This is a genomic window from Candidatus Phycosocius bacilliformis, from assembly GCF_003112735.1.
In the GTDB taxonomy this organism is placed as follows: Bacteria; Pseudomonadota; Alphaproteobacteria; order Caulobacterales; family Aquidulcibacteraceae; genus Aquidulcibacter; species Aquidulcibacter bacilliformis.
Map to the genome: position 1 here is coordinate 1 of NZ_BFBR01000013.1, position 26,361 is coordinate 26,361.

General features: G+C 57.7%; 25 protein-coding genes. 20 read left to right on the top strand and 5 right to left on the bottom strand.

Annotated elements, in window-relative coordinates; translation table 11 throughout:
* Positions 1–378: 378 nt before the first annotated feature.
* The 16 genes from PbB2_RS15210 (at position 379) to lpxB (ending at position 16,357) form a co-directional block, all read left to right on the top strand.
* Positions 379–1,017, top strand: coding sequence for a hypothetical protein (locus PbB2_RS15210; RefSeq protein WP_108986244.1), 639 nt, complete (start codon positions 379–381; stop codon positions 1,015–1,017).
* Between the two features lie 190 nt (positions 1,018–1,207).
* The gene (gene rpsB / locus PbB2_RS15215; protein ID WP_108986245.1) at positions 1,208–2,008 is read left to right on the top strand and encodes a 30S ribosomal protein S2; all 801 of its coding nucleotides are present in this window, start codon (positions 1,208–1,210) and stop codon (positions 2,006–2,008) included.
* 71 nt (positions 2,009–2,079) lie between these two features.
* Positions 2,080–3,003, top strand: coding sequence for a translation elongation factor Ts (tsf, locus tag PbB2_RS15220; protein WP_108986246.1), 924 nt, complete (start codon positions 2,080–2,082; stop codon positions 3,001–3,003).
* A 189-nt stretch (positions 3,004–3,192) separates the two neighbouring features.
* On the top strand, positions 3,193–3,930 hold the full coding sequence (pyrH, locus tag PbB2_RS15225) for a UMP kinase (RefSeq protein ID WP_108986247.1): 738 nt from the start codon (positions 3,193–3,195) through the stop codon (positions 3,928–3,930).
* 2 nt (positions 3,931–3,932) lie between these two features.
* Positions 3,933–4,490: a ribosome recycling factor gene (gene frr / locus PbB2_RS15230; RefSeq protein WP_108986248.1), complete on the top strand. Its 558-nt coding sequence runs from the start codon at positions 3,933–3,935 to the stop codon at positions 4,488–4,490.
* Position 4,491: 1 nt separating this feature from the next.
* The gene (locus PbB2_RS15235; RefSeq protein ID WP_108986249.1) at positions 4,492–5,262 is read left to right on the top strand and encodes an isoprenyl transferase; all 771 of its coding nucleotides are present in this window, start codon (positions 4,492–4,494) and stop codon (positions 5,260–5,262) included.
* Between the two features lie 2 nt (positions 5,263–5,264).
* Complete coding sequence (locus tag PbB2_RS15240; protein WP_133245854.1) at positions 5,265–6,116, top strand: phosphatidate cytidylyltransferase; 852 nt, start codon at positions 5,265–5,267, stop codon at positions 6,114–6,116.
* Entirely contained in the window at positions 6,113–7,321 is a 1,209-nt protein-coding gene (dxr, locus tag PbB2_RS15245) for a 1-deoxy-D-xylulose-5-phosphate reductoisomerase (protein ID WP_108986250.1), read from the top strand. The genes PbB2_RS15240 and dxr overlap by 4 nt, the downstream gene beginning before the upstream one ends.
* Positions 7,322–7,362: 41 nt before the next feature.
* Positions 7,363–8,562: a M50 family metallopeptidase gene (locus PbB2_RS15250; protein ID WP_108986251.1), complete on the top strand. Its 1,200-nt coding sequence runs from the start codon at positions 7,363–7,365 to the stop codon at positions 8,560–8,562.
* Positions 8,563–8,619: 57 nt separating this feature from the next.
* Positions 8,620–11,082: an outer membrane protein assembly factor BamA gene (gene bamA, locus PbB2_RS15255; RefSeq protein ID WP_420887473.1), complete on the top strand. Its 2,463-nt coding sequence runs from the start codon at positions 8,620–8,622 to the stop codon at positions 11,080–11,082.
* Positions 11,083–11,119: 37 nt separating this feature from the next.
* Entirely contained in the window at positions 11,120–11,878 is a 759-nt protein-coding gene (locus PbB2_RS15925; RefSeq protein WP_192576387.1) for an OmpH/Skp family outer membrane protein, read from the top strand.
* Positions 11,879–12,012: 134 nt separating this feature from the next.
* Positions 12,013–13,047 (top strand): UDP-3-O-(3-hydroxymyristoyl)glucosamine N-acyltransferase, encoded by a 1,035-nt coding sequence (gene lpxD / locus PbB2_RS15265; protein WP_108986252.1) that lies wholly within the window; start codon positions 12,013–12,015, stop codon positions 13,045–13,047.
* A gap of 15 nt (positions 13,048–13,062) precedes the next feature.
* Positions 13,063–13,509 carry a 3-hydroxyacyl-ACP dehydratase FabZ gene (gene fabZ, locus PbB2_RS15270; RefSeq protein ID WP_108986253.1) on the top strand — a complete coding sequence of 149 codons (447 nt, stop codon included), beginning with the start codon at positions 13,063–13,065 and terminating at the stop codon, positions 13,507–13,509.
* Entirely contained in the window at positions 13,506–14,300 is a 795-nt protein-coding gene (gene lpxA / locus PbB2_RS15275) for an acyl-ACP--UDP-N-acetylglucosamine O-acyltransferase (RefSeq protein WP_192576388.1), read from the top strand. The genes fabZ and lpxA overlap by 4 nt, the downstream gene beginning before the upstream one ends.
* Before the next feature lie 36 nt (positions 14,301–14,336).
* Complete coding sequence (locus tag PbB2_RS15280; protein WP_108986255.1) at positions 14,337–15,188, top strand: LpxI family protein; 852 nt, start codon at positions 14,337–14,339, stop codon at positions 15,186–15,188.
* A complete protein-coding gene (gene lpxB, locus PbB2_RS15285) occupies positions 15,185–16,357 on the top strand; it encodes a lipid-A-disaccharide synthase (protein WP_108986256.1) in 1,173 nt (390 codons plus the stop codon). The genes PbB2_RS15280 and lpxB overlap by 4 nt, the downstream gene beginning before the upstream one ends.
* A gap of 17 nt (positions 16,358–16,374) precedes the next feature.
* On the opposite strand, the gene xseA is transcribed toward lpxB, so the two are convergent.
* Entirely contained in the window at positions 16,375–17,835 is a 1,461-nt protein-coding gene (gene xseA / locus PbB2_RS15290) for an exodeoxyribonuclease VII large subunit (protein WP_108986257.1), read from the bottom strand.
* Between the two features lie 172 nt (positions 17,836–18,007).
* On the opposite strand from xseA, the gene PbB2_RS15295 reads away from it, so the two are divergent.
* Positions 18,008–18,598: a fasciclin domain-containing protein gene (locus PbB2_RS15295; protein ID WP_238165059.1), complete on the top strand. Its 591-nt coding sequence runs from the start codon at positions 18,008–18,010 to the stop codon at positions 18,596–18,598.
* 56 nt (positions 18,599–18,654) lie between these two features.
* Here the strand turns inward: PbB2_RS15295 and PbB2_RS15300 are convergent, their stop codons facing one another.
* The 4 genes from PbB2_RS15300 to PbB2_RS15315 are packed head-to-tail and all read right to left on the bottom strand — an operon-like array spanning position 18,655 to position 22,051.
* On the bottom strand, positions 18,655–19,575 hold the full coding sequence (locus PbB2_RS15300) for an AEC family transporter (protein WP_192576389.1): 921 nt from the start codon (positions 19,573–19,575) through the stop codon (positions 18,655–18,657).
* A gap of 9 nt (positions 19,576–19,584) precedes the next feature.
* The gene (ruvX, locus tag PbB2_RS15305) at positions 19,585–20,061 is read right to left on the bottom strand and encodes a Holliday junction resolvase RuvX (RefSeq protein WP_108986259.1); all 477 of its coding nucleotides are present in this window, start codon (positions 20,059–20,061) and stop codon (positions 19,585–19,587) included.
* Complete coding sequence (locus tag PbB2_RS15310) at positions 20,061–20,750, bottom strand: DsbA family oxidoreductase (RefSeq protein ID WP_108986260.1); 690 nt, start codon at positions 20,748–20,750, stop codon at positions 20,061–20,063. Before PbB2_RS15310 ends, ruvX begins: the two co-directional genes overlap by 1 nt.
* On the bottom strand, positions 20,747–22,051 hold the full coding sequence (locus PbB2_RS15315; protein ID WP_108986261.1) for a diguanylate cyclase domain-containing protein: 1,305 nt from the start codon (positions 22,049–22,051) through the stop codon (positions 20,747–20,749). The genes PbB2_RS15310 and PbB2_RS15315 overlap by 4 nt, the downstream gene beginning before the upstream one ends.
* Positions 22,052–22,172: 121 nt before the next feature.
* On the opposite strand from PbB2_RS15315, the gene PbB2_RS15320 reads away from it, so the two are divergent.
* From PbB2_RS15320 to PbB2_RS15330, 3 genes are all read left to right on the top strand, one after another.
* Positions 22,173–22,964, top strand: a complete 792-nt coding sequence (locus PbB2_RS15320) for an SDR family NAD(P)-dependent oxidoreductase (protein ID WP_238165060.1) — start codon at positions 22,173–22,175, stop codon at positions 22,962–22,964.
* 407 nt (positions 22,965–23,371) lie between these two features.
* Positions 23,372–25,321 carry a pilus assembly protein TadG-related protein gene (locus tag PbB2_RS16180; protein ID WP_192576390.1) on the top strand — a complete coding sequence of 650 codons (1,950 nt, stop codon included), beginning with the start codon at positions 23,372–23,374 and terminating at the stop codon, positions 25,319–25,321.
* A 96-nt stretch (positions 25,322–25,417) separates the two neighbouring features.
* The gene (locus tag PbB2_RS15330) at positions 25,418–26,359 is read left to right on the top strand and encodes a glycine--tRNA ligase subunit alpha (RefSeq protein WP_108986287.1); all 942 of its coding nucleotides are present in this window, start codon (positions 25,418–25,420) and stop codon (positions 26,357–26,359) included.
* Positions 26,360–26,361 lie beyond the last annotated feature (2 nt).

A 26,361-nucleotide genomic window follows, 5' to 3' on the forward strand; every position in this document is an offset into this window, starting at 1 on the left:
CAATACCCATGATCACCTTATTATAGCTGTGACCCTGCTTTGATGTGCAAGCGGGGGTGGGGGTGTTGGTTTCAGTCTGAGAAGTGTTTCGGTGAAAACATATAATCGGCTGTCATCCCGGACGGCGAAGCCGATCCGGGACCTTGTGCCGCACTGTCGCATGGAGGTCCCCGCTCTTCGCTGCGCTTCGGCGGGGATGACATCGTTGAAAGAGTGCAATGATACAAACCAGTGTTAGCCCCTATGGCGACAAGGGCGAATACGAGCGGGTGCTTTTTCAGCACCAGCATTTAGAACCACGTCTGCCCCAATCAGGCCCAAATGATTTTCTTTTCTACCCGTCTTGTCTTTTTAGCTAGTTTTCGCGTTGGAGCTTGAATGAAATCATTCATGGTGGTGGCCGCCGTTTTGGCCATGTCGGCATGCGAGACAGTGGGGGAGGCGGGGACATGTCCGCTGCCAGAGGTGGCCGCTGCCCAGTTCCTTGGGCTTTCTGTTGCCCAATTTGACCACGATTCCCAAGCTGGCTGGCGGGCGGTCGCCGATCAGCAAGGTTGCGAGGCCCGCGCGGCCAAAATGATAGGGACCTATATCGCCACACATGGTGACACGATCCCTTCGGCACACCGGGCAAATTTGCTGTGGCATCAGGGGCAGATGTGGGCCGCGGCAGGTCATACGAATAAAGCCATTGAGAGTTTTCTGGCCACCAAGCCCGAAGGCGATGAAGCGCAAAATCTCTATGCGGATGCCACAATTGCCTTCTTGCGCCGTGATCAACAGGCGTTTGACCATGCGCGGGCGGCACTTGCCGCCCTGCCGAAGCCCAAAAATTGGGACAAAGCGGTCGCCGATTTTGAAGCCCGCTTTAAGAGGCCCGGCCCAGTCTGGCCGATGAATCTGGATGTGGTTGACCGACTTGGCGCTTGTTTTGATAGCGCCTATCGGCAGGCTTATGCCGGGACCTGTGAGGCTGAAGCATCCCCATCGACATCTGCAACTGCCCACAGGCCTTGAGTTTTCGGGGCGGTTTGCCTACATGACCGCCATCACGCACGCGGGCTCGCGGCGCGCGAACCCTTTCCTGTTGTTTCGGTGACTTTGGTTGCTGCGGTAATGGGGCGGGCTCGTTCGTCCATCCGGCGCGGTTCTCATGGTGAGGCCGCTCCTGTCCGCGGAGGCTAGCCGGAAAAAGGATCGACAGACCATGGCACTGCCAGAATTCACCATGCGCCAATTGCTGGAAGCAGGCGCACACTTCGGACACCAAACCCACCGTTGGAACCCCAAGATGAAGCGTTTCATCTTTGGTGAGCGGGCCAATATTCATATCATCGACCTGTCGCAGTCGGTTCCTTTGTTGCACCAGGCGTTGCTGCGGGTGCGCGATGTGACGGCCAAAGGTGGTCGCGTGTTGTTCGTCGGCACCAAGCGTCAGGCATCTGACCCGGTGGCCGCAGCCGCCAAGCGCTGCGCACAATATTATGTCAACAGCCGCTGGCTGGGTGGCACATTGACCAATTGGCAGACGATTTCCAAGTCAATCGCGCGCATGCGTGAGGTTGAGGCCATTGTGCAGGGCGATGCGCCTGCCGGTCTCACCAAGAAGGAAATCCTCAACCTGACCCGCGAATATGAAAAGCTGGAGCGCTCACTCGGCGGGATTCGCGACATGGGCGGCATTCCCGACCTGATGTTTGTCATCGACACCAACAAGGAAGCCATTGCGATCAAGGAAGCCAAGAAGCTGGGCATTCCTGTTGCGGCCATCATCGACAGCAATTGCGATCCCGACGAAGTCGATTTCCCCATTCCTGGCAATGATGATGCTGCCCGGTCGATCCAATTGTTCTGCGATTTGATTGCAGACGCTGCCCTCGATGGCTTGGCAGACAGCCAGTCTGCTTCGGGCATTGACCTTGGTGCGGCCGAAAATCCGGTTGAGCCTGTGTTGGCCCAAACCGGTGCTGAAGCCGAGGCGGCTGAGGAAGCCGTCGCAGAAGCCTGATTTTTCCACCCCGCTCTGCGCCCGCGTCGGGCGGGGTGACCTCAAACCAACTCTCATCCCTGGAGGCGATTATGGCCGAGATTACGGCTGCCCTCGTTAAGGATCTTCGCGAGAAGACCGGCGTCGGCATGATGGACTGCAAAAAAGCGCTGACTGAAACCAATGGCGACATCGAAGCGGCAATCGACTGGTTGCGCGCCAAGGGTCTGTCCAAGGCCGCCAAGAAGGCTGATCGGGCTGCGGCAGAAGGCCTTGTTGGCGTCTATGTCGCCGGCAATACGGGCGTTCTGGTCGAGCTTAATGCCGAGACCGACTTTGTGTCGCGCAATGAGCAATTCCAAGCCGCTGTTAGCGGCATCACCAAGCTGGCCCATGGCTATGACAGCTTGGATGCACTCAATGGCGCACCTGCCCCATCGGGCGAGGGCACCGTTAGCGACTTTGTGACCAATCTGATCGCCACAATTGGCGAAAACATGACCTTGCGCCGTATGGCCAAAGTGTCGGTCAATCAAGGCGTTGTGGCATCTTACATCCACACCGCAACCGGTGAGGGCCTTGGCCGCATCGGCGTGCTGGTCGGGGTGGAAACCAGCGGTGATGCAGCAAGCGCGACCGACATTGGCCGCAAGGTTGCCATGCATATTGCCGCGACCGCACCTTTGTCGCTGAAGACCGACGATCTCGACCCTGCCGTGGTGGAGCGTGAGCGTCAGGTGTTGACCGAACAGGCCCGCGAAAGCGGCAAGCCTGAGGATGTCATCGCGCGCATGATCGAAGGCCGCATTCGGAAGTTCTATGAAGAAGTCGTGCTGCTGCAACAGCCCTTCGTCATGAACCCAGATCAGACTGTTGCTGCTTATGTGGCAGAAGCGGCCAAGGCAGCTGGCATCAGTGCCGAAGTCACCGGCTTTGCCATGTTCAAGCTGGGCGAAGGCGTTGAAAAGAAAGAAGACGACTTCGCAGCTGAAGTCGCCGCTTTGAGCGGGACCTGATCGGCTAGCAGCATCGCGGTCGGCCGGTTTGGCTGATCGGGTGTCTTGCAAGCGGTCGGGTGTGACGGTTTGCTGACAAGAATTGAGGCGGCATGCTTGGCGTGCCGCCTTTGGTCTGTCAGAAGACCTGCCTGCATGCTTTCGGGCGAGTCATGCTAAGCCCCGTCCAGAGCTGGGAGACGCAGCATTATGAGTGAAGTCGCACCGTCTAAGGATCACAAGCCACGCAGGATCCTATTGAAGATTTCCGGTGAAGCCTTGATGGGCGATGGCCAGTTCGGGATTGATCAGGAGACCTGTCTGGGCTTTGCCCGGGATGTGAAAGCAGCCCGCGATTCTGGTATCGAACTGTGTCTGGTGATTGGCGGTGGCAATATCTTCCGTGGCATTTCAGGTGCCGCAAAAGGGATGGAGCGGGCCACAGCCGATTATATGGGCATGCTGGCCACCATTATGAATGCGCTGGCGTTGCAGGGGGCCCTTGAAAGCATTGGCGTCCACACGCGCGTGCAATCCGCCATCCCGATGCAGACGGTCTGCGAGCCCTATATTCGCCGTCGGGCTATCCGACACATGGAAAAGGGCCGTATTGTCATTTTCGCAGCCGGGGTCGGCAGCCCGTTTTTCACAACCGATTCAGGGGCTGCTTTGCGGGCCGCTGAGATGGGGTGCGATGCCTTGCTGAAAGGAACCGGAGTGGACGGGGTCTATACAGCTGACCCAAAGACCGATCCCACCGCCACCCGCTATGACAAATTGTCTTACACGGAGGTTCTGGCTAAAAACCTTAAAGTCATGGATGCCTCAGCCGTCTCCATGATGCGTGACAGCAATATCCCCATCATCGTCTTCAACATTCGTCAACCCGGGCGTTTGGCCGAGGTGCTTGCAGGCACCGGAGTCTGCACCGTCATTACGGACAATTGAACATGCCGACCTTCGACATCCAGGACATCAAGCGCCGCATGGAAGGCGCGATCACTGCACTTAAAAGCGATTTTCAGGGCTTGCGCACAGGCCGTGCCAATGTGAACCTGCTTGAGCCCGTCATGGTGGAATCCTACGGGGCGATGGTGCCGCTTAACCAAGTCGGGGCCATTTCCTCGCCAGAGCCGCGCCTGTTGACGGTCACGGTGTGGGAGAAGTCCATGGTGAATGTAGTGGACAAAGCCATTCGCAATGCCGGCATCGGGCTTAATCCGGTGATTGATGGCATGATGTTGCGCATCCCCATTCCCCCTTTGAATGAAGAGCGCCGTCGTGAACTGGTCAAACTGTCGGGCAAATATGCCGAAGCCGCCCGTGTTGCCATTCGCAATGTCCGCCGCGACGCGATGGAACAGCTGAAGAAGTCTGAGAAGGATGGCGACATCAGCGAAGATCAGCTGAAGAAACTCTCCACACAGGTCCAGGAAGTAACTGATTCCTTTGTCAAACAGGTCGACACGACCATGAAGACCAAGGAAGAAGAGATTATGCAAGTCTAAGATGGCAGGCGCGCTCGCTGAATGGGCCGCAAAGGCCGCCCATCATCTCTCGCCCGGGCGCGGGGGGGAAGAGCGTGCACGTCCGCGCCATATTGCCATCATTATGGACGGTAATGGCCGCTGGGCGTCGGCCCGCGGCATGCCGCGCGCCTTTGGTCATTCTGCCGGTGTGCAGGCTTTGCGCAACACGGTCGAGGCTGCCGGTGATCTCGGCATTGAGGTGCTGACAGTCTATGCCTTTTCGACAGAAAACTGGCGGCGACCTCCCGATGAGATTGAAGCCCTGTTTGGACTTCTGCGCGGGTTTATCCGCTCCGACCTGACCCGACTTGATCGTGCGGGGGTGCGCGTGCGGGTCTTGGGTGAGCGTGAGGGTGTGCCCGAGGACATTCTGGCCCTGATGGATCAGGCCGAAAAGCAGACTGAAACCAATCAGGTGATGACTTTGGTCATCGCCTTCAATTACGGTGGCCAGGCCGAGATCGCCCGTGCCACGCAAGAAATTGCCCGCCAAGCCGCAGCCGGCTTGATTGATCCAGCCAGCATCGGGCCTGAAACCATCACCCAATTCCTGCCCAGCCGCGACTGGCCCAATCCCGACCTCGTCATTCGCACCAGTGGTGAGCAAAGGCTATCGAACTTTCTGATCTGGCAATCTGCTTATGCCGAGTTTTTGGTATTCGACACCTTGTGGCCTGATTTCGGTCGCGCCCAGCTTGAGGAAGCCTTGGCGGTCTTCGCCCAGCGAAACCGGCGCTATGGGGGCCTGTAGCTTTGAGTACGACGCCGGAGAATGACCCCAAGCCCGCCGGCTTTTCGATTGACCAGCTTGCCAGCAAGCTGGGTGGGGATTTGCCGATCCGGTTTATCTCAGCCGTTGTCATGGTGGTGTTTAGTCTGGCTTGCGCCTGGTTTGGCGGGCTTGGTTGGGCGCTTCTGGCCGCAACCGTTATGGCGGCTCTGGCTTTTGAATGGGGCCGCATGATTTGCCCGAAGGCTCAAGATTTAGTGCCGCGGTCTTTGCTGGCAGCATTGTGCGGCCTGTGCTTTGTGCTTTTACCCCGCAATTATGAAGCTTTGGCTGCCTTTGGCTTTTTTCTAACTTTGGTGCGATCGCCCAAGGAGTTTGGCTTTCTGGCAATGACCGGGTCGGTGTATCTGGCTCTATCGGGTTGGGCGCTGGCAGGTTTGCGTGGGCAGGACGAGACAGGTAGGGCCTTGATGTTTGGCCTATTTGCCATTGTTTGGGCCACCGATTCCATGGCCTATCTGGTCGGTCGGGTGGTCGGCGGGCCAAAGTTATTTCCCATCATCAGCCCCAATAAGACCTGGTCAGGCTCGCTGGGTGGAACCGGGGCTGGCATTGCAGCAGGCTATCTTTATGGCCTGATTTCGGGGGCGGATCCGCTCATGTGGGCATTGGTCGGTTGGTTCCTCGCCGTCATTGCCCAAGGAGGTGACCTCTTAGAGTCGCTTGCCAAACGCTATTATGGGGTGAAGGATGCATCTGGGGTGATCCCCGGTCATGGCGGGGTGCTGGACCGACTGGATGGTCACTTGGCAGCAGCTCTGGCGTTTGTGGCTCTATTGCTGCTGGTTCCAGGCTTGAGGGCGACATTGACATGACCCAGACCAAATCCCTGACCATTCTGGGGGCCACCGGCTCAGTTGGCTTGGCAACTTTGGACGTGGTGGCTGAAGCCAACGAACGTGCCCGCGCCGCAGGCCAGCCGAAGGCCTTTGAGGTTGTCGCGCTGACCGCCCATCAAGATTGGCAGGGCTTGGCTGAACAGGCCAAAGCCACCGGCGCGCGATTTGTGGCCTTGGGCGACCCTCGCCATGGCGACAAGCTGCGGGCCGCCCTCTCAGGGCAGGCGGTTGAGATTGGGCTGGGACCTGAGGCTTTGATCGACGCGGCCGCTCTGCCATCTGATGTGGTGATGGCCGCTATTGTCGGCGCTGCCGGCTTGGCCCCGGCCTTGGCTGCCGCGCGCCGGGGTGCCCAGATTGCGCTGGCCAACAAGGAATGTTTGGTCTGTGCGGGGGCCTTGTTTCTCAAGGCTGTTGCCGATGGCGGTGGCACTATCTTGCCCGTTGACAGTGAGCATAATGCGATTTTCCAGGTCCTCGACCGCTCCGATCGGGTGGAAAAACTCATTCTGACGGCTTCAGGCGGCCCATTCCGGACTTGGACAGCCGAGGCGATTGCTGCGGCCACACCTGAACAAGCCGTCGCGCATCCCAATTGGTCGATGGGGCAGAAAATCTCGGTCGATAGTGCCACTTTGATGAATAAGGGCCTTGAATTGATCGAGGCAGCGCTCCTTTTTGGGATGCCCGAACACCAAATTGATGTATTGGTCCACCCTCAATCGGTTATCCACAGCCTTGTGGCGTATCAAGATGGCAGTGTGTTAGCCCAATTAGGTGCAGCTGATATGCGCATCCCCATTGCCCATGCCTTGGCATGGCCGGCCCGACTCATCACGTCATCCCCGCGGCTCGATCTGGCAGCCATCGGCAAGCTCGATTTCGAACCTCCTGATTTACAACGCTTTCCCGCCCTGACCTTGGCCCGAACAGCTCTGGCCAAGGGCGGGTCAGCACCCACCATCCTGAATGCTGCCAACGAAATGGCTGTGCAAGCCTTTCTGGATCGTAATGTTGGCTTTCCAGAAATTGCCGCAATCGTGTCGGAAACCATGGAGGAAGCCTGCCGACTTGGCATGGATGCTGCTTTGGGAGACTTGGACGATGTCTATGCAGCCGATCAGGCAAGCCGTGCCATCGCCGTGCGACAGATCGGGAAGCGCAATTTCGTCTCAGCTTAGGGTGAGCGTCAGGGCCCTCCACAGCCGGAGTTCAGGATAACATGTTGGATAATATCGGCAGCATCGCCGTCAGCTTGGCCTCTTTTGCGGCTGTGTTGGGTCTGGTGGTTTTCGTTCATGAATATGGGCATTTCCAAGTCGCCCGTTGGTTCAAGGTCAAGGTTGATTCCTTCTCGATTGGCTTTGGGCCTGAAGTCGTGGCGTGGACGTCAAAGGCTGGCATTCGCTGGCGGATCGCGGCCTTGCCGCTGGGCGGCTATGTGAAATTCACCGGCGATAAGGACGCTGCCTCACAGCCTGACCCTGATCAACCCAAAGCCGACAAATCCAGTGGTTTGTTCTATGCCCAACCGGTTGGCGTGCGTGCTGCGGTGACCGCAGCCGGGCCTGCCTTCAATTTTGCTTTCGCCATTGCGGTCTTTGCTGTGTTTTTTGCGATTTTTGGCGAAACGGTGCAGCGGCCATTGATAACCGGCATCCTGCCTGGCGGGGCAGCCCAAGAGGCAGGGTTGCGAGCAGGTGATGAGGTTGTGGCCGTCAATGGGCGTCGCATTGATGACTTTGCTGAGTTGCAGACAGCCATCATGGTGTCGGGCGGCAAGGAAATGCAGTTGGTCTTGAAGCGTGACGGGGCTGAAATCCCAGTCTCTGTTACCCCAAAGATTGTTGCGCGCGAGACCCCGTTTGGCGACAAGGAAACCCAAGGTCTGATGGGGATTGAAACCCGCACGACCCCCGACACGATCGAGCATCGCACTTATAATCCGATTGAAGCTGTGGTGCGTGGCGGCGAACAAACCGTTGCCATCATCAATACCCAGATCAATTTCATCACCGCCTTGGTCCGTGGTGGCATGTCGGCAGGCCATTTGAATGGCCCACTGGGAATCTACCAGATTGCCGGCAAAGTCACAGAAAACTCAGTCGATAATGCCGGGCCTAATGCCAATGCCGCTGAAATTGCGGAATCGGTCGGGATTGGCCTTGTTCGGCTGGCTGCCGTGCTGTCAATTGCTGTCGGTTTCATGAACTTGCTGCCATTGCCAGTTCTCGACGGCGGGCATCTGGTCTTTTATGCCGCTGAAGCAATCCGGGGCAAACCGATTCCTGAAAAAATTCAGGCTGTCAGTTTCCAGGTCGGGCTTGTGTGCATTCTCAGTCTGTTTGTGTTTGCCACTGTCCAGGACCTTGAACGGGCTGGACTCTTCAATCTGCTGAAAGGGTTTGTCGCGGCGGGCTAGGATTGGCGTGGCAAATTGTTTATCCAGCATGTCTTCAACAACAGCGCCACCACAAGGGTGGGCTTGGAACAAGGTTTAACGGGCTCGTTTATGGCAACCCTGAAAAGTCTGCTGATTTGCGGCGCGGCGGCATTGGCCCTGAACGCTGGCTATGGTTCTCTTGCATCTGCCCAGCAATCAGCCGGCGTGAGCGAGCCTGCGCCCCAGATCATCACCAGTGTCCAAGTCGAAGGCAATCAACGGATCGAGACCGCCACAGTCTTGGCCTATGTTGCCATCCAGCCCGGTGAAGCCTTTAGTTCCGAGCGGATCGATATTGCTCTGAAGACACTGTTTGCCACCGGCTTCTTCGCCAATGTGGAGTTTGAACAGCGCGGTCAGACCTTGGTTGTCAAAGTGGCCGAGAATCCGACCGTCAACCAAGTTCTGTTTGAGGGCAATAGCGCGGTCACCAAGGACAAGCTGGAAAAGGAAGTCCAAATCCGTCCGCGCTCGTGGTTCACCCAGAACCGTGTGCAGGCCGATATTCGTCGGATGCAGGAAGTCTATCGCCGCTCTGGTAAATTTGCAGCCACCATTGTTCCCAAGATCAAGGTGTTGCCGTCCAATCGGGTCGATCTGATTTTCGAAATCACCGAAGGCCGCACAACAGGCATCCGCAAGGTCAATTTTATCGGCAACCAAGCCTTTTCAGATTCCCGGCTCAAAAGCGTCGTGGTGACCCAAGAATCAGAATGGTGGCGGTTTTTCTCCAGCAAGGACAATTATGACCCCGACAAGCTGGAATATGACCGCGAACAATTGCGCAAATTCTACCTCAATGAAGGCCATTACGACTTCCGGGTGAAGTCTGCTGTGGCTGAATTAACGCCAGACCAAAAGGACTTCTTCGTCACCTATGCCGTTGAAGAAGGGCCCAAATTCACTTTTGGCGACATCACGGTCAACACGAAGAATTCCAAACTTAGCGGCGATGTGCTGCGCGCCTTTGTTCCGATCCGCTCGGGCGAGATGTTCCAGCGTGACTTGGTTGAGAAGGCCATTGAATCAATTACGTTCGCAGCCGGTTCGGCGGGCTATGCCTTCGTCGATGTGCGGCCACGTGAAACGGCAGACCGCGACAATAAAAAGGTCAATATCGTTTTTGACGTCGACGAGGGCCCGCGGGTCTATGTCGAACGGATCGACATTATCGGCAATACGGCAACCCTCGACCAAGTGATCCGCCGTGAGTTGCGTCTGGCCGAAGGTGACGCGTTTAACCGCGTTCTGATCGACCGGTCTAAGAACCGGGTTAAGGCTCTGGGCTTCTTCAAGGAAGTCGAGATTGAGGAAAAGCCCGGCTCGCTACCAGACCGCACAGTTGTGGAAGTGAAAGTCGAGGAGCAGGCGACCGGGGAATTGGCCTTCAGCGTGGGTTATGCCTCCCAAGAAGCCTATAATTTCGCGGTGTCGATTTCCCAGCGCAATTTGCGCGGTCGCGGCCAATTCCTGCGCTTCCGCGTTGAAACCAGTTCACGCACCAAGAATATCGACATCCGCTTTACTGAACCGCGCTTCCTCGGTCGTAATCTGGCTGCGGGGATTGATGTTTTCTCGATCGAGCAAGATTATCTGCGCGAAGCAGGCTTTTTGACCCAGTCAACGGGCTTTGGTCTGCGCGGCGGCTTCCCGCTGGCTGAAGATCGCAGCTTGGGCCTGCGTTATACGTTCCGCAACGATACCAATGAGATCCCATCGGTGTCGTGCTTCAATGCAGATGGCACTCCAATCTTGGGGGCAAGCGCCCTGTGTCGTTCCTTGGGCAAAACCACAACCTCGTTGGCGGGCTATTCCTTCAACTGGGATCGCCGTGATGATCCTCGCCGGCCAACGCGCGGGTTCGACTTGTCTATCAGTCAGGATTTGGCTGGGGTTGGCACCGGCGTGAAATATCACCGGACTGAGTTGAACGGCGGGGTTTATCGGGGTCTATTCCCGGGCTGGCGGGCGAGTGCAACCCTGTCGGCGGGCTATATTGCTGGCTATGGTGGCGATACGATCCGCGTCAATGACCGCTTCTTCAAGGGTGGTCAAAGCTTCCGTGGCTTCGAAATCGCCGGGATTGGCCCGCGGACGGTGTTTTCTGTTCGCGATCCCGATACAACCCAGCCAAATGGTTTGTCGCAGAAGGTCCGCACGATCTATGGCGATGCGTTGGGTGGAAAAGCCTATGGTATTGCCTCGTTTGAGCTGACGGTGCCAACACCATTGCCAGAGTCCTACGGCATTACAGCAGCCCTCTTTGTGGATGTTGGAACCTTGGGCGGGCTTGATCCTGTCGATAAGGTCAAGGGTGATATTAATTACGGGACTTATCAGAATACCCGCGATGGCTTGGCGCTGCGTGCCTCAGCTGGTTTGTCGGTCAATTGGGTTTCCCCATTCGGGCCTGTCCGGTTTGACTTCTCAAACCCATTCCTGAAAGAGGAATATGACAAGGCCGAGACCTTCCGCTTCTCGACCGCAACTAATTTCTAGGGCTGGTCAAGCCCTCACCATTCTAGGAGAAACGTACATGAAAGCACACGTCGTCATGGCTGCTGCCGCAGCTCTTCTGACCGCCGGGGCGGCTCAGGCCCAGCCCGCGCCAGTCCCTGTTCCAACCCCTGTCCCAACCCCGGTTCCTGCTGCGGCTCCCGCCCGTCCAGCTGCGGCTGCTCCTGCCACGGCACCCGCCTCGGCACCAGCCGTGCTCAGCCCCGTGGTGGTCTATGACATTGCAAGCCTGGTTCAGAACAGCCTGGCCGGTCAGGATATGACCAATAAGCTGACCGCGATCCGCGACCAAATCAATCGCGAACTGGAGCCTGATCAACGTCAGCTCGAAGCTGAATTGCGCGCCATTCTGGCCAGCAGCGTGCAGGATTCCCAAAGTGCTGCAGGTCGTCAGCGCCAAGAGGCCTTCCAACGCCTGAATGCGGAGTTCCAGCAGAAGCAAGAGCGTTTGAGCCAAGTCATGCAATTGACTGAGCGCAATGCGTTTGACGCCTTCAACAAGGCAGTTGCGCCTGTGCTGCAACAGACTTTGGTTGCCCGCAATGGCCTGATCGCGATTTCAGCCAATCAGGTGGAAGCCTTCATTCCCGGTGTTGACATGACTGGCGACCTGATCACGCGCCTCAATGCAACCACCAAGACCATCAATGTGGTGCGTGCCACCCTGCAAGCACCCGCTGCGGCTCCGGCTGCGCCCGGTGCTGCCCCAGCCCCAGCTGCGGGTGCGCCACTGCCACGGCCGCCTGCATCGCCAGCTGCAGCCCCCAAGCGCCCCTAAATCGGGGTTTGGCTTTGCTAAGTTCGACGCGGTCTCCTGCCGGAGGCCGCGTTTTGCATTCTGCGTGTCAGGCTTGCACGCCTCAGCGATTAAACGCTTAAAGGACGAGGCTTTTTCAACGGGGGGCCGAAGAGATGATCGATCCGCGCTTTTATCGGCTTTTGGGGCCCAAAAGCCTGCGCGATATGGCGCATTTGGTTGGGGCCCCTTGTCCAGATGGCTACGATCCGGACTTGATTGTCACCGCCTGCGCGCCGCTCCATGAGGCAGGGCCTCAAGATCTCGCATTCTGCCAAAGTCCCCCCAAAGGCGGCGGCAGCATTGTTACGCAGGCGGGGGCTTGTCTGGTGCAAGCTGATCATGCGGGTCTTTTGCCGCACGAGGTGGCCCCGCTTGTGGTCAAAGAACCCCGCGCTGTGTTTGCCAAGGCCGCCCAAGGACTGGTAGCCCGCCGCGATTTTGACCCCAATGGCGCGGCAATTCCTGCCTCAGTTAAGTTGGAAGACAGAATTGTCTTGGGTCGGGGCGTGGTATTGGGGGAAGATGTCGAGATTGGCAGCGGCACCACCATCGGCCCCAACACCGTGATTGGCCCTGGCGTTGCCATTGGTCGCGATTGTCGGATCGGGGCCAATGTCACCCTCTACTGCGCTTTGATTGGCGACCGCGTGACCATTTCCTCCGGCAGCGTGGTGGGTGAAGCAGGTTTTGGTGTCGCCCCAACTGCGCATGGACCCATTGATGTGCCGCAATTGGGCCGGGTCATTTTGCAGGATGAGGTATCGATTGGGTCCTTATGCGCTGTCGACCGTGGTGCTTTCGGTGATACCGTGATGGGGATTGGCTGTAAGATCGATAATTTCACCCAGATTGCGCACAATTGCCAACTTGGCCGCGGCGTGGTCATCGCTGCCTTTGGCGGCATCTCCGGTTCATGCGAAATAGGTGACAATGTGATGATGGGTGGCCGCGTTGGCTTGGGTGACCATATCCAAATTGGCGCGGGTGTGGTGATTGCGGCAGGCAGCGGGGTGTTGTCCTCCATCCCCGCCGGGGAAAGCTGGGGTGGCTATCCTGCCAGACCGCTGCGACAATGGATGAAGGAATCGGTCCTCCTCAAAAAGATGGCGACCACCAAGAACGAGACCAGCTCCAAAAGCGGGGCTTAACAACAGGGCGAAGGCATGAGTACCATTATTGAATGTGAGGAAATCGAACGCCTCATTCCGCACCGATTCCCATTTCTCCTCATCGACAGATGCTTCGATTATGTTGAGGGTCAAAGCATTCGGGGGATCAAGTGCGTGACAGCCAATGAGCCTTTCTTCCAGGGCCACTTCCCCGGCCGTCCCTTAATGCCGGGTGTGTTACAGATTGAAGCCATGGCCCAGGCCAGTGCTGTGCTGATGTCCAAGACGCTTAAAGTCGATGCGAAAACCGCCGGCATCATGTTCATGTCGGTGGAAGGGGCCAAGTTTCGCCGCCCGGTGCGACCCGGTGATGTATTGAACATGCAGGTCGAAGTGCTGTTGGGGCGGCGCAATATCTATAAGTTTTCCGGCAAGGCTGAGGTGGACGGCCAATTGGCCTGCGAGGCCGAATGGGCTGCGATGAAGGTGGATCTGGTATGAGTGCCGACATTCATCCCACTGCAGTGATTGAAGAGGGTGCCATCATTGGTGAGGGGGCCAAGATCGGCCCATTCTGTTTTATCTCGGCCGGGACTGAATTGGGCGCAGGTGTGCAATTGGTCAGCCATGTCACGACTTATGGCCGGGTATCGATTGGCGATCATACGCAAATATGGCCTTTTGCCGTCCTGGGTGGTCCGCCCCAAATCCATCCCTATCAGGATACCGATACCCAATTGATCATCGGTGCCTCGTGCGTCATCCGGGAGCATGTCACCATGCACCGGGGCTCTACCCGCGACCAAGGCATCACTCGGATTGGTGATGGCTGTTTCTTTATGGACAATTCCCATGTCGCCCATGATTGCGTGGTCGAAGACAATTGCATTCTGGCGCGCAGTGCTACTTTGGGCGGCCATGCCCATCTGGCCAAAGGCGTCTATATTGGCGGCCTGGCGGCCGTTCATCAATGGACCCGCATTGGCACCTATGGCTTTATCGGTGCCTTAGCATTGGTGACGCGCGACGTGATCCCCTATGCCATGGCCAATGGTAATCCGGCGCATTTGAAGGGATTGAACATTGTCGGGTTCAAGCGCCGGGGCAGCACCACTGCCCAAATCCGGGATATTCTCGCCGCGTTTGACATGTTGTTCGGCGATGACGTCACCCCGCTTCAGGACCGGATTTCAGATGTAGCCGAAAGTTTTTCCGACAATCCGCAAGTCCAGGCCATGCTGGACTTCCTCAATGCGCCTTCCAAGCGCGGGATTTGTAGCGCAGAACGTTGAGGGTAGAGGTTTATTCTCACCGATTTTCAGGACCACATGACCGGCTTTAGCAAATTAGGCATTATCGCGGGGGCAGGGGACTTGCCGGTCCTTCTGGCTCAGCATTGTCGGGATTCAGGCATGCCGGTGCATGTCAGTCGCATCAAAGGCATGACAGACCCACGTCTGGCTTTGTTTCCAGGCTCAGAATGCGCCTTGGCCAATTTTGGTGAGCGCATCAAAGCGTTGAAAGCCGATGGTGTTGACGCATTGGTGTTTGCCGGGCTGGTCAATCGGCCTGATTTTTCGACTTTGAAGCCTGATTTGCGCGGGGCGCTGGCCTTGCCGCGCATCATGTCTGAAATGCGCAAGGGTGATGATGCGCTTCTGCGTGCGGTCCTTGCGGAGTTTGAGCGCGAGGGCTTTGCCATCGTCGGCACCGATGAGGTGCTGGCCGATCTGTTGGCTGAAGAGGGGCTGCTCGCTGGCAAGGCACCAACCGAGGCGCACATGGAGGATGTTCGCAAGGCAATGACGATTGCCGCTGAAATCGGCCGCCTTGATATTGGCCAAGGTGCGGTGGTGGTTGACGGCCTTGTGCTGGCGGTTGAAGCCCAGGAAGGTACCGACCGCATGCTGGCGCGGGTCCATGACTTATCCACCCATATTCGCGGAACACGGGTGGAGCGGCGTGGCGTGTTGGCCAAGCGGCCTAAGCCCGTGCAAGAGCGCCGGGTTGATCTGCCGACAATCGGGGTCAAAACCGTTGAGGGGGCCTCACGGGCAGGTCTTGCCGGCATTGTGGTTGAAGCAGGCGGGGCGCTTGTTATTGACCGCAATAATGTGATTGCTGCAGCCGAAGAGGCAGGCCTTTTTGTGCTGGGCGTGACGTTGGATGCACCCCCATGAAGCCATGGCGGGTTTTCATTGTCGCTGGCGAACCCTCGGGCGATGAATTGGGTGCTGAATTGGTGCAGGCGTTGCGCGCGCGCCATCCCGATATCATTCTGGCCGGGGTTGGCGGGGAGAAACTGGCCGCCGTCGGCATTCAGAGCCACGTGTCTATCGACGGACTTTCGGTCCTTGGTCTCACCGAGGGGCTTGCCGCCCTCAAGACGGTCAACGAACGGGCGCAGGCCACCGGGGAGGCAGCGGCGGGCTTCAAGCCTGACGCGGTGGTCCTGATCGATTCCTGGGGCTTTACCCTGCGCGCCGCCAAGGCAATCCGCGCCCGTGTACCCCAAGCCAAGCTGATCAAAATGATCGGCCCGCAAGTGTTTGCCACCCGACCAGGCCGGGCACGAACCGTGGCCCAAGTCTATGATGCCTTATTCTGCATCCATGATTTCGAAGTCCCCTATTATGACGGCACTGGCTTGCCGGTGACCGTGATTGGCAATCCGGCGGTGGCACGAGCCCAGATTGGTGACGGGCAGGGCTTTAGGGCGCGTCAGGGTCTGACAGACAAGAAGCTTGTGCTTTTGCTTCCGGGGTCACGCCGGGGCGAGATTGAGCGGGTGGCCCCCAGTTTGGAAGAAGCCGCCGCATTATTGTGTGCCCGTGATCCCTCGCTTCATGTTGTTGCTGTGCTTGCCCCTTCGGTGGCTGAGCCGATGCGCGCGCGGGCTGCCACCTGGTCTTTCCCGCACATATTGGTGGGTGAGGCTGACAAGGTTGATGCCTTTGCGGCTGGTGATGTCGCCTTGGCCTGTTCTGGCACGGTGACCACCGAAGTGGCGCTGCAGGGCACGCCCATGGTTCTGGGGTATCGCTTGGGCGCGCTCAGCGGCTTCATCATCCTCAATTTTCTGTTGAAGAGCCGCTTCATCTGCCTGTTAAACATCGCCCTGGATCGCATGGCAGTGCCAGAATTCCTGCAGGACAACTTAAGGCCTGAAGCCTTGGCCAAGGCCGCTGGACGATTATTGTATGAGCCTGACGCCGCAGCCGACCAAAAGGCAGCCTTGGCCGAAGCCCTCAACAAAATGGGCCGCCATGATCCCCCGGCGGCGGAGCGGGCGGCAGAGGCCGTCTTGAAATTGTTGGAAAGCGCGCCTGATCATATGGTCAGCTCGTAAGGCGCAGGGCTTATGCGCTAATCAAACAGGCTCGCCTGAACCGGGCCGTCAGTGGCACGCACTTTCACCTCGCCATCAACAAAGGTCAGGGTGAGGCGGGCATCAGGCCGGACCTCGGCTTTGCCGCGCACGACAGTGCCTTTCTCGGTTCGCACCACGGCAAAGCCGCGCGCCAATGCCGAACGATATGATAGCGCCTCAAGCAAGCTGGCCTGGCCAGCCAATTGCCGGGATTTGAGGTCAATGTGCCGCGATAATGCTGCGCTGAGGCGCTGGCTTGCCACATCCAGACGCTGGGCGGCACGAGTAAGGGCATCACGCTCACTCAAGGTCCGGCGCGTGAAGGCGGCTGTCAGGCGCTGTTCAAGCCCTCCCACCAGGGCTTGTTTGCGTGTAATATCTTGGCGAAGAACCTGTGGGCGCAGCCGTCCACCGATTGCGGCGAGGCCATGGCCCTTGATTGACATCAGATTGCGCAAGGATGGGCCAAACCGAAGCTCCAGCACATCCATGCGCTGCCTTGCTGCATTAAACAATGTATCAGGCCTTGGCAGGCGTGCGGCGGCGGCCCGCAATTCGATACGACCACGCTCAAGCCCGCGCACCATCGCACGTGACAGCCGAGCCCCGGTCAGATTAACCCGTTCCTGCAACTCAAGGCGCACAGGAACCGCCATTTCAGCTGCCCCGGTTGGCGTTGGTGCGCGCCGGTCAGAGGCAAAATCAATCAATGTGGTGTCGGTCTCATGGCCGATGGCCGAAATCAGCGGGATGGTGCTGGCGGCGGCTGCGCGCACCACGACTTCCTCGTTGAAAGCCCAAAGATCTTCAATCGATCCCCCGCCGCGCGCCACGATCAGCACATCCGGGCGGGGGACGGCTCCATCAGCGGGCAGGCGGTTGAAGCCTGCAATGGCGCGCGCGACTTGGTCGGCGGCTTTGTCGCCTTGAACCAGCACCGGCCACAATAGGACATGGACGGGGAAGCGCTCTGACAAGCGATGCAGAATGTCCTTTATGACGGCCCCGGTCGGGCTGCTCACCACCCCGATCACTTCCGGTAGATAGGGCAAAGCCTGTTTTCTGGCAGGGTCAAACAGGCCTTCTGCGGCCAATCGCTTGCGCCGTTCTTCCAATTGCGCCAGCAAAGCGCCCACGCCTGCCGGTTCAAGCCGCTCAATAATCAACTGATATTTGGATGAACCGGGAAAGGTCGAAATCTTGCCAGTGGCAATCACTTCCATGCCTTCTTCCGGGCGAAAGCGCAGTGCAGCGGCCACACCTTTCCACATCACAGCCGAGAGGACGGCATTGGCATCCTTCAGATCGACATAGACATGGCCGGAACGGGCAATCGTGACGCGGCCCATCTCACCGCGCACCCGGACATTGCCGAAATCATCTTCCAGTCGTCGCTTGATCGCGCCGGAGAGTTCAGAAACCGAAAATTCAGGGGCATTGGAGGGCTCTTGGCTCATCGCTTTTGTCTAGTGCGAAGCGGGGTGGAGGGGAAGATGTTTTGTTATTGGCAGGTCAGCATTACAAGTCAGAGAGAAACATCACGAAATCGCGGGATTATACATCCGCTTGGCGCATCCCGCGTAGACAGGCCCAGAGCTATCCTGCTCCGTTCCCAAGGAAGTAAATCTTATGAAGTTCAACGTGTTCGCTCTGGCGGCAGCCGCCCTTACCTTGTCTGTTGCACCCGCAATGGCCCAATGCACCAAGACCAAGGACCAAGCCCGGGTTCAGTCCAGTGGCTATTCATCCATCGCCTATCACACCACATCAGCCAAGTCTGCTAAAGCGGCTAAGGGCGACATTATCGATGTGGCTGTCGGTGCTGGCAGTTTCTCGACCTTGGCCGCTGCCCTGCAAGCCGCAGGCCTTGTCGACACGCTGAAAGGCAGTGGGCCCTTTACCGTCTTTGCGCCCACCGATGCCGCCTTTGCCAAGCTGCCGCCCGGCACAGTTGAAAACCTCCTAAAGCCTGAGAACCGTGCCCAACTCGTTTCCATTTTGACCTATCATGTGGTGCCAGGTCGCATTACGTCGAACCAATTGCTCGATCGGGTGACGCCTGCCACAACGGTTCAAGGTCGGGCAGCAACCATCGACGGTCGTAATGGGCGCGTGACCGTCAATAATGCCTCGGTGATTTCAGCCGATGTGGCCGCATCCAACGGCGTGATCCATGTGATCGATACGGTCTTGCTGCCGCCTGCAAACCGCACCCACTAAATCCGGTGTCGGCGGGCAGGGCGGTAACGCTCTGCCCCAGATACTGGCTAGATGGCTTAAGCTGGCATGGTCAGACTATGCCAAAGTGGAATGGTGATGAGTGCCAGCAAGGTTGAGGCGGTCACCAAGCCCGCCATCAGGGGTGCGTCTCCACCCAATTCGCGGGCCAGAACATAGGCCGCAGGGGCACTTGGCATCGAGGCCACACCAATGGCCACCGCGCTGGGCAAGGGCGGCAGGCCAAGCACATGCGTCACGGCCAGCATCAAAAATGGGGCCATCACTAGCTTCGAGGCAACCCCGACACCGAGCCGGAGCGGGACTTTTCCCAAGCCCTCAAAACTGAGCGCAGCACCCACGCTGATGAGGGCGATGGGCATGGCGGCGCGTCCTAAAAGCGCCAAAGCTGGTTCAAGTGGGCCGAGCCAGTCGATGAGGCCGCTGAGATTGGCAATCAGGCCAGCCAGACTGCCCAGCACCAAGGGATTGCGTGTCACTTCCCGCAGCGCACCTGCCAAATTGGGGGCAATCTCATTATTGGCCCAGCGCGCCATCACCAGCACGCTCATCAGATTGACAAAGGCAACCACCGGGCCAAATCCAAGCGCGATGAGGGCCAGACCCTTTGGACCATAAAGGGCGGGGGCAGCGGCCAAGATGATGAAGCCATTCCACCGCACACTGGCTTGAAATAGACTGGTAAAGGCAGGTCCATCACTGGCAAACCACAGCCGAAGGCTGAGACCCCATAAGCCTGCCAATGCAAAACCCACGGCGAGACATGTCAGGAAGGGAATGGTGTCCGGACCCGAGAAATCGGCACTGGCGACAGTGGAAAACAAAAAGGCTGGATAGAGGATCCAATAGCCAAAGGAATTGACAGCCGCCCAGGATGAATCGGGCACGACCGAAAGCCGTCGGACGATAAAGCCGATCGCAATCACCAGAAAAACCGGCAAGATTGCAGTGAATGCCACATCCATCGCCTAATATGTCCCCAATTCGCTCTGCAGACGGTCCAACAAGCCCTGCAGCATATAGGCGGCTGCCGCAGAATCCACCACGGCAGCTCGTTTGGCGCGCGACATGTCCGCCGCGATCATCTGGCGCTGCACGGCCGCAGTCGACAGCCGCTCATCCCACATGAGCAATGGCACGTCACGAATGGCCAAGAGATTGCGGGCAAAAGCGCGGGCAGCTTGGGCGGAAGGCCCCGGCCTGCCATCCATATTGATCGGATGACCCACCACCAGTCCGCAGGCCTCCCGGTCATCAAAAACTTTGAAGATGGCCGCCGCATCAACTGGCCATTTAGACCTCTTAACCCCGCCTGCCGGGCTCGCGATCAGGCGGGTGAAGTCCGATGCTGCCACGCCAATCGTCGTGGAGCCGGGATCAAGCCCAATGAGGGCCTTGCGGGCAGGAAGGCTGGCGGCAAACTCTGCCAAATCCAGAATTGGCATCAGGTCTGGCCAGAACTGGGCAGGGTGGGCGTTTGTTGGTCCTGCCAGGCACGCGTCAGCGCCTCACCAAATGTGTCCACGCTTTGAGCACCGATCAAGGCAAAGCTTTGATTGAACAGGATGGTCGGCACCCCCGTTACTCCCATGCGACGGGCGATATCCAAATCTTGGGCGACCGCCTCTTTATCATCATCGCCTGCGAGGAGTGTGGCCACCAGGCTGCCGTCCATCCCGAGGCCTCGGGCAAGTGCCACCAATGTCCCCGATTGGCTCAGATCCTCGCCTTCGACATGATAGGCTTGGAATAAGGCCTCTGCACATTCAACCTCCACGCCGGCTGAACGGGCCCAACGCAATAAGCGGTGACAGTCAAGCGTATTGGGGGTGGTCTTGATGGCGGCGAAATTGAACTCGATCCCGACCGCAAGACCCGCATCCACCACAGCTTGCGAAACCGCTTTCAAGCGCTGCTCATCGCCGCCAAATTTGGCGAGCAATCGCTCTGCGCGATCCACCCCTTGTGGCGGAATTGTTGGATCAAGCTCATAAGGTCTCATCGCCAGATGTGTAGGTATGTGCGGACGCTGGACACAGGCAGTTATCAGTGCGCGAAACCCGACATAGCACCATGGGCAAATCACATCGGAAATGAAATCAATCACCACCGGACGCGGAGGTACCGCGCTCATGAGCCTTGCCCTTGGTCAATCGCCCGACTGACCCGGCGGATCAAGCTCAAAGCGCTTTCACGCGGCGCAAGACTCGCGCTTTGGGTTCTAAGCTTGATCTGCACAGGCTGATCATTGCTGAAACTGGTCTGGTCGGCCTGCACATCAAAGGCGGTACACTCAAGCACCGCAGCAATCCGTTCGGCGGCCACTGCAGCGGCATCGGCATCCGAACTGGGGAATGCGACAATGAAGCTTGTTTGATCAAGTCGGGCTGCCACGTCTTCAGCCCGCACCAAGCGTGACAACATTGCGCCGGACTGCCCAATCAGGCGCTCGATCGCCTGCCGACCGCGGATGGCACCCAAGCTGGCGGCCTCGTCCAGTCGGGCAATCGCAATCGACAGCGGCCGATCGGTTTCAAAAGCGCGATGGGCCAACAGGTCGAGGTGGGCAGCAAAAAAGGCTTCTGAATAAAGTCCTGTGGTTGGTTCGATGGCAGCAGGTGCCCGGGCAGCGGCAAAAGCCAAATTGAGGGCGTCGCGGCTACGCTTCTCATCGATGTATGTCAAAAGCCGCTCAACCGCCCCGGCATCATCATCCCCGGCAATCGCAAAGTCAGTTGCTCCGCGCTCAATCGCTTCATGCGGATTGTCAAAATCAGGCGAGCCCACGATCAAGCAGGGCATATGAAACATCCGCGCATTGCGCCGCATGGCCGCACAAAAGGTCATGGCGGTCGGTCGGTCGTCTCGGGCCAGGATAACAACCGCGTCAAACTCGCTCTCATGGAGATAGTCAAACGCTGTAAAGGAGGTGAATGCGGCAATGGTATCCGCACCCTGCGCATTCAAGGCTGTTGAGAATTGCAACAAATCTGGCCCCGGCAGACCGAACAACAATACTTTTGGGGTCTTGTTGCTATTGATAACCGGGGGATGGGCCGGACCACCAAAGCGGGCGAGCGTTTGAAAACGCAGCCTTGCCTCATCCGCCATCACAGCAATGCGCAAACTTGAGCCCAATCGCGCTGCCAGCAGGGCCGAGGAGGCTGTTGAATCGAGAACGCCATCAAAAACGCTCGGATCGAAATTATGCTGGCCGTCGCTCCACGCCAGGAAAAGGCCGGCCCGAGGACCGAGGGCGGCCCGCAGCGATCTTACCAAATCGGCAGCCTTGGCCCCACTGTCACCTCGGGTTTCGACCACGATGGCCGCAGTCTGACGGCGAACATCATCGTCGCCGGCTAAGGTGAAGCCAGCCTCGGAGATGGCATGGCGTGCATCATCACCTGCCAGAACCAAGATATGGGGCTTTGCCATGGACTGTCTTCTCTTCCTCAACCCTAAAGCCCGGCAATGTCCGAGGCCTTTGCTTTACACAACACTCACCCTAGCCTTGCCAAACTGAGTCGTCAGCACATGATTACCGAGGGAGCGTGATGTGAGCGCAAAAAGTGGCCTGATCCAGCCTGATTTCCGCCTTGATGGCAAGACCGCTCTGATTACTGGGGCCTCGTCCGGCTTGGGTGCCCATTTTGCGCGTTTGTTGGCCGGGCTTGGGGCCAAAGTTGTCTGCGGCGCGCGACGGCGCGATCGACTTGACGACCTTGTGGCACAGATTGCGGCTAACGGAGGCCAGGCCCAAGCCGTTGTGCTTGACGTCCAAGACGAGGCCAGCGTGATCGCAGCCTTTGATGCAGCTGAAGCGGGGCTTGGAACCCCCTCCATCGTCATCGCCAATGCCGGGGTCAATGAAATCGGTTTGGCAACGGAGATCAGCATGGACGCCTATGATGCGGTTATGTCAGTCAATGTGCGTGGTGTGTTCATTACAGCGCGTGAGGCTGCACGGCGTATGATCGCTGCTGGCAGTAGCGAACGCGGCGATGGCCGGATCGTCTTGATCGCCTCAATGGCCGGCCTGAAGCCTTTGCCTGGCCTTGTCCCTTATTCGGTGTCAAAGGCCGCCGTGGTGATGATGGCCCGCTCTATGGCTGCCGAATGGATGCGCAAGGGTATCAATGTCAGCGCCATTTGCCCCGGCTATATTGAAACAGAGATCAATAGCGACTGGTTGAATCAGCCTGGTGGTCAGAAAATGGTGTCAGGATTTCCGCGCCGCCGCATTATGGACGAAGAGGCCCTCGACGGCGCGATGGCTTGGCTGGTGTCGGAGGCTGGGCGTTATGCCAGCGGCTCAGTCATACAGATTGATGACGGGCAGGGCCTTTAGGTTCTGCTGCCAGTTCACGCAGGTTGGCTTTTCCGGTCAGTAATATTGTTCAATAGAACTGATAACAAATCTGGGTTCTGCGTCATGGCCCGACAAATAAAATTTCAGTGTCAGTGACAAATCCTTTTAATTTGCCTCCTACGCAGCGGTAACTTATGTTTGTCTTTTTTTGACTGGCTCGTGCCTAAATTTTGGGCATTGGCGTTCTGTCGTGTGCCAAATCATGGCGATATTGACAATGTTTGAGCATTTCTGGGACTTCATTTTCACCAAGAAATATAAACTAAATATATGAATATATTCGAATTACTTTGTTTTTACCAAAATTATTTAACGCGCGTTAAGATTTCCCGTGTTACCAGCTGGGAATAGGTGCCAGTTGGTGTGCGCGTTAAAGGAAATCAGGCATGAAGGTGCGCCAAAAGCAGGATCGCAGCGCGGCTGGGAATATCGCCCAGCGCGCAGAGCGCGGTAATGTCGCTGTTCTGTTTGCGCTTGTCTCATCAGTTTCTTTGGGCGTGCTCGGGGCGACAATTGAACTCAACCGCATTTCTGCGGCAAAAGCCTCGCTGGCCGCAGCGGCCGATGCTGGGGCCTTGGCCGCCAAACGCACGCAATCGGACCGCTCGCTGGAAGGTGTGACGGCATCGCGGCTTGCCGGGGCCGAGGCTGGCACAAAGGCATTTCTCGCATCGGCCCCATCGGTAGACCGGGGCGTCACGGGATTGAATGCGACCGTGACCTGGGACGAGGATGGCTCGGCCCGATTGACGGCAACTGGAACCCAAAGTCTTCTGTTGGGTGCCTTCCTTGGCCGGTCGAACATCACGCTAACTGCGGTGGGTGTGGCCACCGCGGGCACGGATAAGCGGCTCGAAGTTGCGGTGGTGATGGATACCACGGCTTCGATGTTCCAAAAGGATGGCCGCCCTTCGTCACGCTTCACCCAGATGCGCAGCGCGGCCAAGGGCTTTGTCAACACATTGTTCAACACCGTTGGTGTTCCCGACCGCTTGCGCGTGGCGATCATTCCATGGACCACCACTGTGAACATTCGCAGTGAGGTTCCCGACCAAGCATGGAATCCTGCTGCTGCGGCTGTGCGAAGTCCGGTTGAAGCCGGTACGCGGTCATTGCCGACCAATGTTATTGGTCGAGGAAGCAATATCAGCGAATCCTCAAGCCAGTTGTCCAGTCTGTTTGCTCCCGTCGGCTGGCGGGGCTGTATTGCGGGGACGGGCGAAAGCCTTACCGCCAATGATGATCCCAAATCCGGGATGAGTTGGAATGCTTTGCGTGTGCCACCTCGGGTCAATAATGCCACCCGGACCAAGGGCTTTGTGGCGACGAAAATGTGTGACAATTGGACGGGCTGCCCCTCTCCACCGCCACCTCCGCCTGGACCACCGCCGCCCCCGCCACCGCCACCACCACAGCCTCAGGGCAAATTGAACCTGCCAGGTCAAAAGCCTGAAACCTTTGCCTTTTTAAGTTTTGGCAAGTCCACCTTGCGGGCGGCATGCGTCAATAATCCCTATTCTTGTAATTATAATTCCTGCCCCGCAGGCAGCCAGAGCTTGACGACCATCAATTGCTCGCAAAGCGACAATAATGGGACACGCAACGCGTTCTTCAATTTTTCTGGAACCCAAGCCTGTATCAATGGTGGGGGCTGTCAACTCAATCTGAATACAGGCACTGCCGCAGGCTGTGTTGCAGACTATAATGAGATCACGTGGAACAATAATAGCGGTGCGTGGTGCTCTTGGGTTCCTCGACTTCAATGGGATAGCTTCCGCCGCATCACCGGGCCAAATCTGAATTGCCCGATGCCGATGCTGGGTCTGTCGGCCAACCGCAGTCAGTTGATCGACACGATTGACCGTCTCTCACCCGCGCCGGGAGGCACGCATGCCGATGTTGGCCTGCGTTGGGGTCTGCGAGCCCTGTCGCCGCGCACCGAATGGGCCAATTTCTTCCAACACACGGCACCCTTGGCGTTTGGTTCTGATCAGGCAATCAAAGTGATGGTTCTGATGACCGATGGTGCCAATGAGCAGGCTGTCAATTTCCCTGGCTATTGGGGATGTAACGAGACGGGCGCGCCGGGTTGTTCAGGGTCGCCAGATCGCTCGACGCTCGATAGCCGCATGTTAACATGGTGCAGTGCAATCCGCGAAACCTATAAGGTTGAACTCTTTACTGTGGCCATCAATGTATCAGATGCCACTGCGGTTAGTTTGTTGCAGCAATGCGCAGGTAACCCCCAGCGTGCCTTTGCGGTGGATGCCTCTGAACTGAACGCCACATTCGAGCAGATCGCGCGGGAGACTTTTGCCTTGCGCCTGAAGGAATAGTCAGGTCGCGCCCGAGCGTTCTGCATCTTTCATCTGCGCTAAATCCGGCTCCGCTTGTTGCAAGCGGGGCCGCTTGGGCTTTATGCACGCTTTGCCATGACACAAGCGATTGCGACTTCACATCCTTCTTATTCAACGCCCTGTTCGCGCGCGCGCGACGCTGGCCGCGTGCCGAGCTTTCAGGACATTATTCTCACCCTGTCGGATTATTGGGCCCGTCAGGGCTGCGTGATCCTGCAGCCCTATGATACTGAAGTCGGTGCTGGCACGCTGCACCCGGCCACCACATTGCGCGCGCTGGGTCCTAAGCCGTGGCGGGCTGCCTATGTGCAGCCGTCGCGTCGCCCCAAGGATGGTCGCTATGGCGAAAACCCCAATCGCTTGGGCCATTATTACCAATATCAGGTGATCCTCAAGCCGAACCCGCCCAATCTGCAGGAGCTTTATCTCAATTCCCTCTATGAGATTGGCATTGACCCGTCCTTGCACGACATCCGGTTCGTTGAAGACGATTGGGAAAATCCCACAGTCGGGGCCTGGGGGCTTGGCTGGGAGATTTGGTGCGATGGGATGGAAGTCTCTCAATTCACCTATTTTCAACAGGTTGGCGGGCTTGATTGCAAGCCAGTCTCAGGTGAATTGACCTATGGCTTAGAGCGTTTGGCCATGTATGTCCAAGGCGTGGAAAACGTCTATGACTTGGATTTCAACGGCCAAGGCGTGAGCTATGGTGAGGTGTTCTTGGAAAATGAGCGCCAGCAATCGGCCTTTAATTTTGAAGAATCCGACCCGGCCATGCTCAAGCGCTGGTTTGAAGATGCCGAACGCATGTGCGCACATTTGCGCGGCAAAAATTTGGCTCTGCCCGCGTTCGACTGGGCGTTGAAATGCTCACATTTGTTCAATCTGTTGGATGCGCGCGGTGTGGTCTCGCCCACTGAACGGCAAAGCTTCATTGCGCGTGTGCGCGATCAGGCCAAGGGTTGTGCGATCCTATGGGCTGAGACCCAAGGTGCTGCCGCGGAAGGGGTGAATTAAGC

Coding starts and splice junctions, on each gene's coding strand:
- PbB2_RS15310 (WP_108986260.1), bottom strand. CDS start 20,750: ATGAGCGCGGTACCTCCGCGTCCGGTGGTGATTGATTTCATTTCCGAT.
- fabZ (WP_108986253.1), top strand. CDS start 13,063: ATGAGTACCATTATTGAATGTGAGGAAATCGAACGCCTCATTCCGCAC.
- PbB2_RS15250 (WP_108986251.1), top strand. CDS start 7,363: ATGTTGGATAATATCGGCAGCATCGCCGTCAGCTTGGCCTCTTTTGCG.
- PbB2_RS15315 (WP_108986261.1), bottom strand. CDS start 22,051: ATGGCAAAGCCCCATATCTTGGTTCTGGCAGGTGATGATGCACGCCAT.
- PbB2_RS15210 (WP_108986244.1), top strand. CDS start 379: ATGAAATCATTCATGGTGGTGGCCGCCGTTTTGGCCATGTCGGCATGC.
- lpxD (WP_108986252.1), top strand. CDS start 12,013: ATGATCGATCCGCGCTTTTATCGGCTTTTGGGGCCCAAAAGCCTGCGC.
- tsf (WP_108986246.1), top strand. CDS start 2,080: ATGGCCGAGATTACGGCTGCCCTCGTTAAGGATCTTCGCGAGAAGACC.
- rpsB (WP_108986245.1), top strand. CDS start 1,208: ATGGCACTGCCAGAATTCACCATGCGCCAATTGCTGGAAGCAGGCGCA.
- frr (WP_108986248.1), top strand. CDS start 3,933: ATGCCGACCTTCGACATCCAGGACATCAAGCGCCGCATGGAAGGCGCG.
- PbB2_RS15280 (WP_108986255.1), top strand. CDS start 14,337: ATGACCGGCTTTAGCAAATTAGGCATTATCGCGGGGGCAGGGGACTTG.
- pyrH (WP_108986247.1), top strand. CDS start 3,193: ATGAGTGAAGTCGCACCGTCTAAGGATCACAAGCCACGCAGGATCCTA.
- PbB2_RS15295 (WP_238165059.1), top strand. CDS start 18,008: ATGAAGTTCAACGTGTTCGCTCTGGCGGCAGCCGCCCTTACCTTGTCT.
- lpxB (WP_108986256.1), top strand. CDS start 15,185: ATGAAGCCATGGCGGGTTTTCATTGTCGCTGGCGAACCCTCGGGCGAT.
- PbB2_RS15330 (WP_108986287.1), top strand. CDS start 25,418: ATGACACAAGCGATTGCGACTTCACATCCTTCTTATTCAACGCCCTGT.
- xseA (WP_108986257.1), bottom strand. CDS start 17,835: ATGAGCCAAGAGCCCTCCAATGCCCCTGAATTTTCGGTTTCTGAACTC.
- PbB2_RS15235 (WP_108986249.1), top strand. CDS start 4,492: ATGGCAGGCGCGCTCGCTGAATGGGCCGCAAAGGCCGCCCATCATCTC.
- ruvX (WP_108986259.1), bottom strand. CDS start 20,061: ATGCCAATTCTGGATTTGGCAGAGTTTGCCGCCAGCCTTCCTGCCCGC.
- PbB2_RS15925 (WP_192576387.1), top strand. CDS start 11,120: ATGAAAGCACACGTCGTCATGGCTGCTGCCGCAGCTCTTCTGACCGCC.
- lpxA (WP_192576388.1), top strand. CDS start 13,506: ATGAGTGCCGACATTCATCCCACTGCAGTGATTGAAGAGGGTGCCATC.
- dxr (WP_108986250.1), top strand. CDS start 6,113: ATGACCCAGACCAAATCCCTGACCATTCTGGGGGCCACCGGCTCAGTT.
- PbB2_RS16180 (WP_192576390.1), top strand. CDS start 23,372: ATGAAGGTGCGCCAAAAGCAGGATCGCAGCGCGGCTGGGAATATCGCC.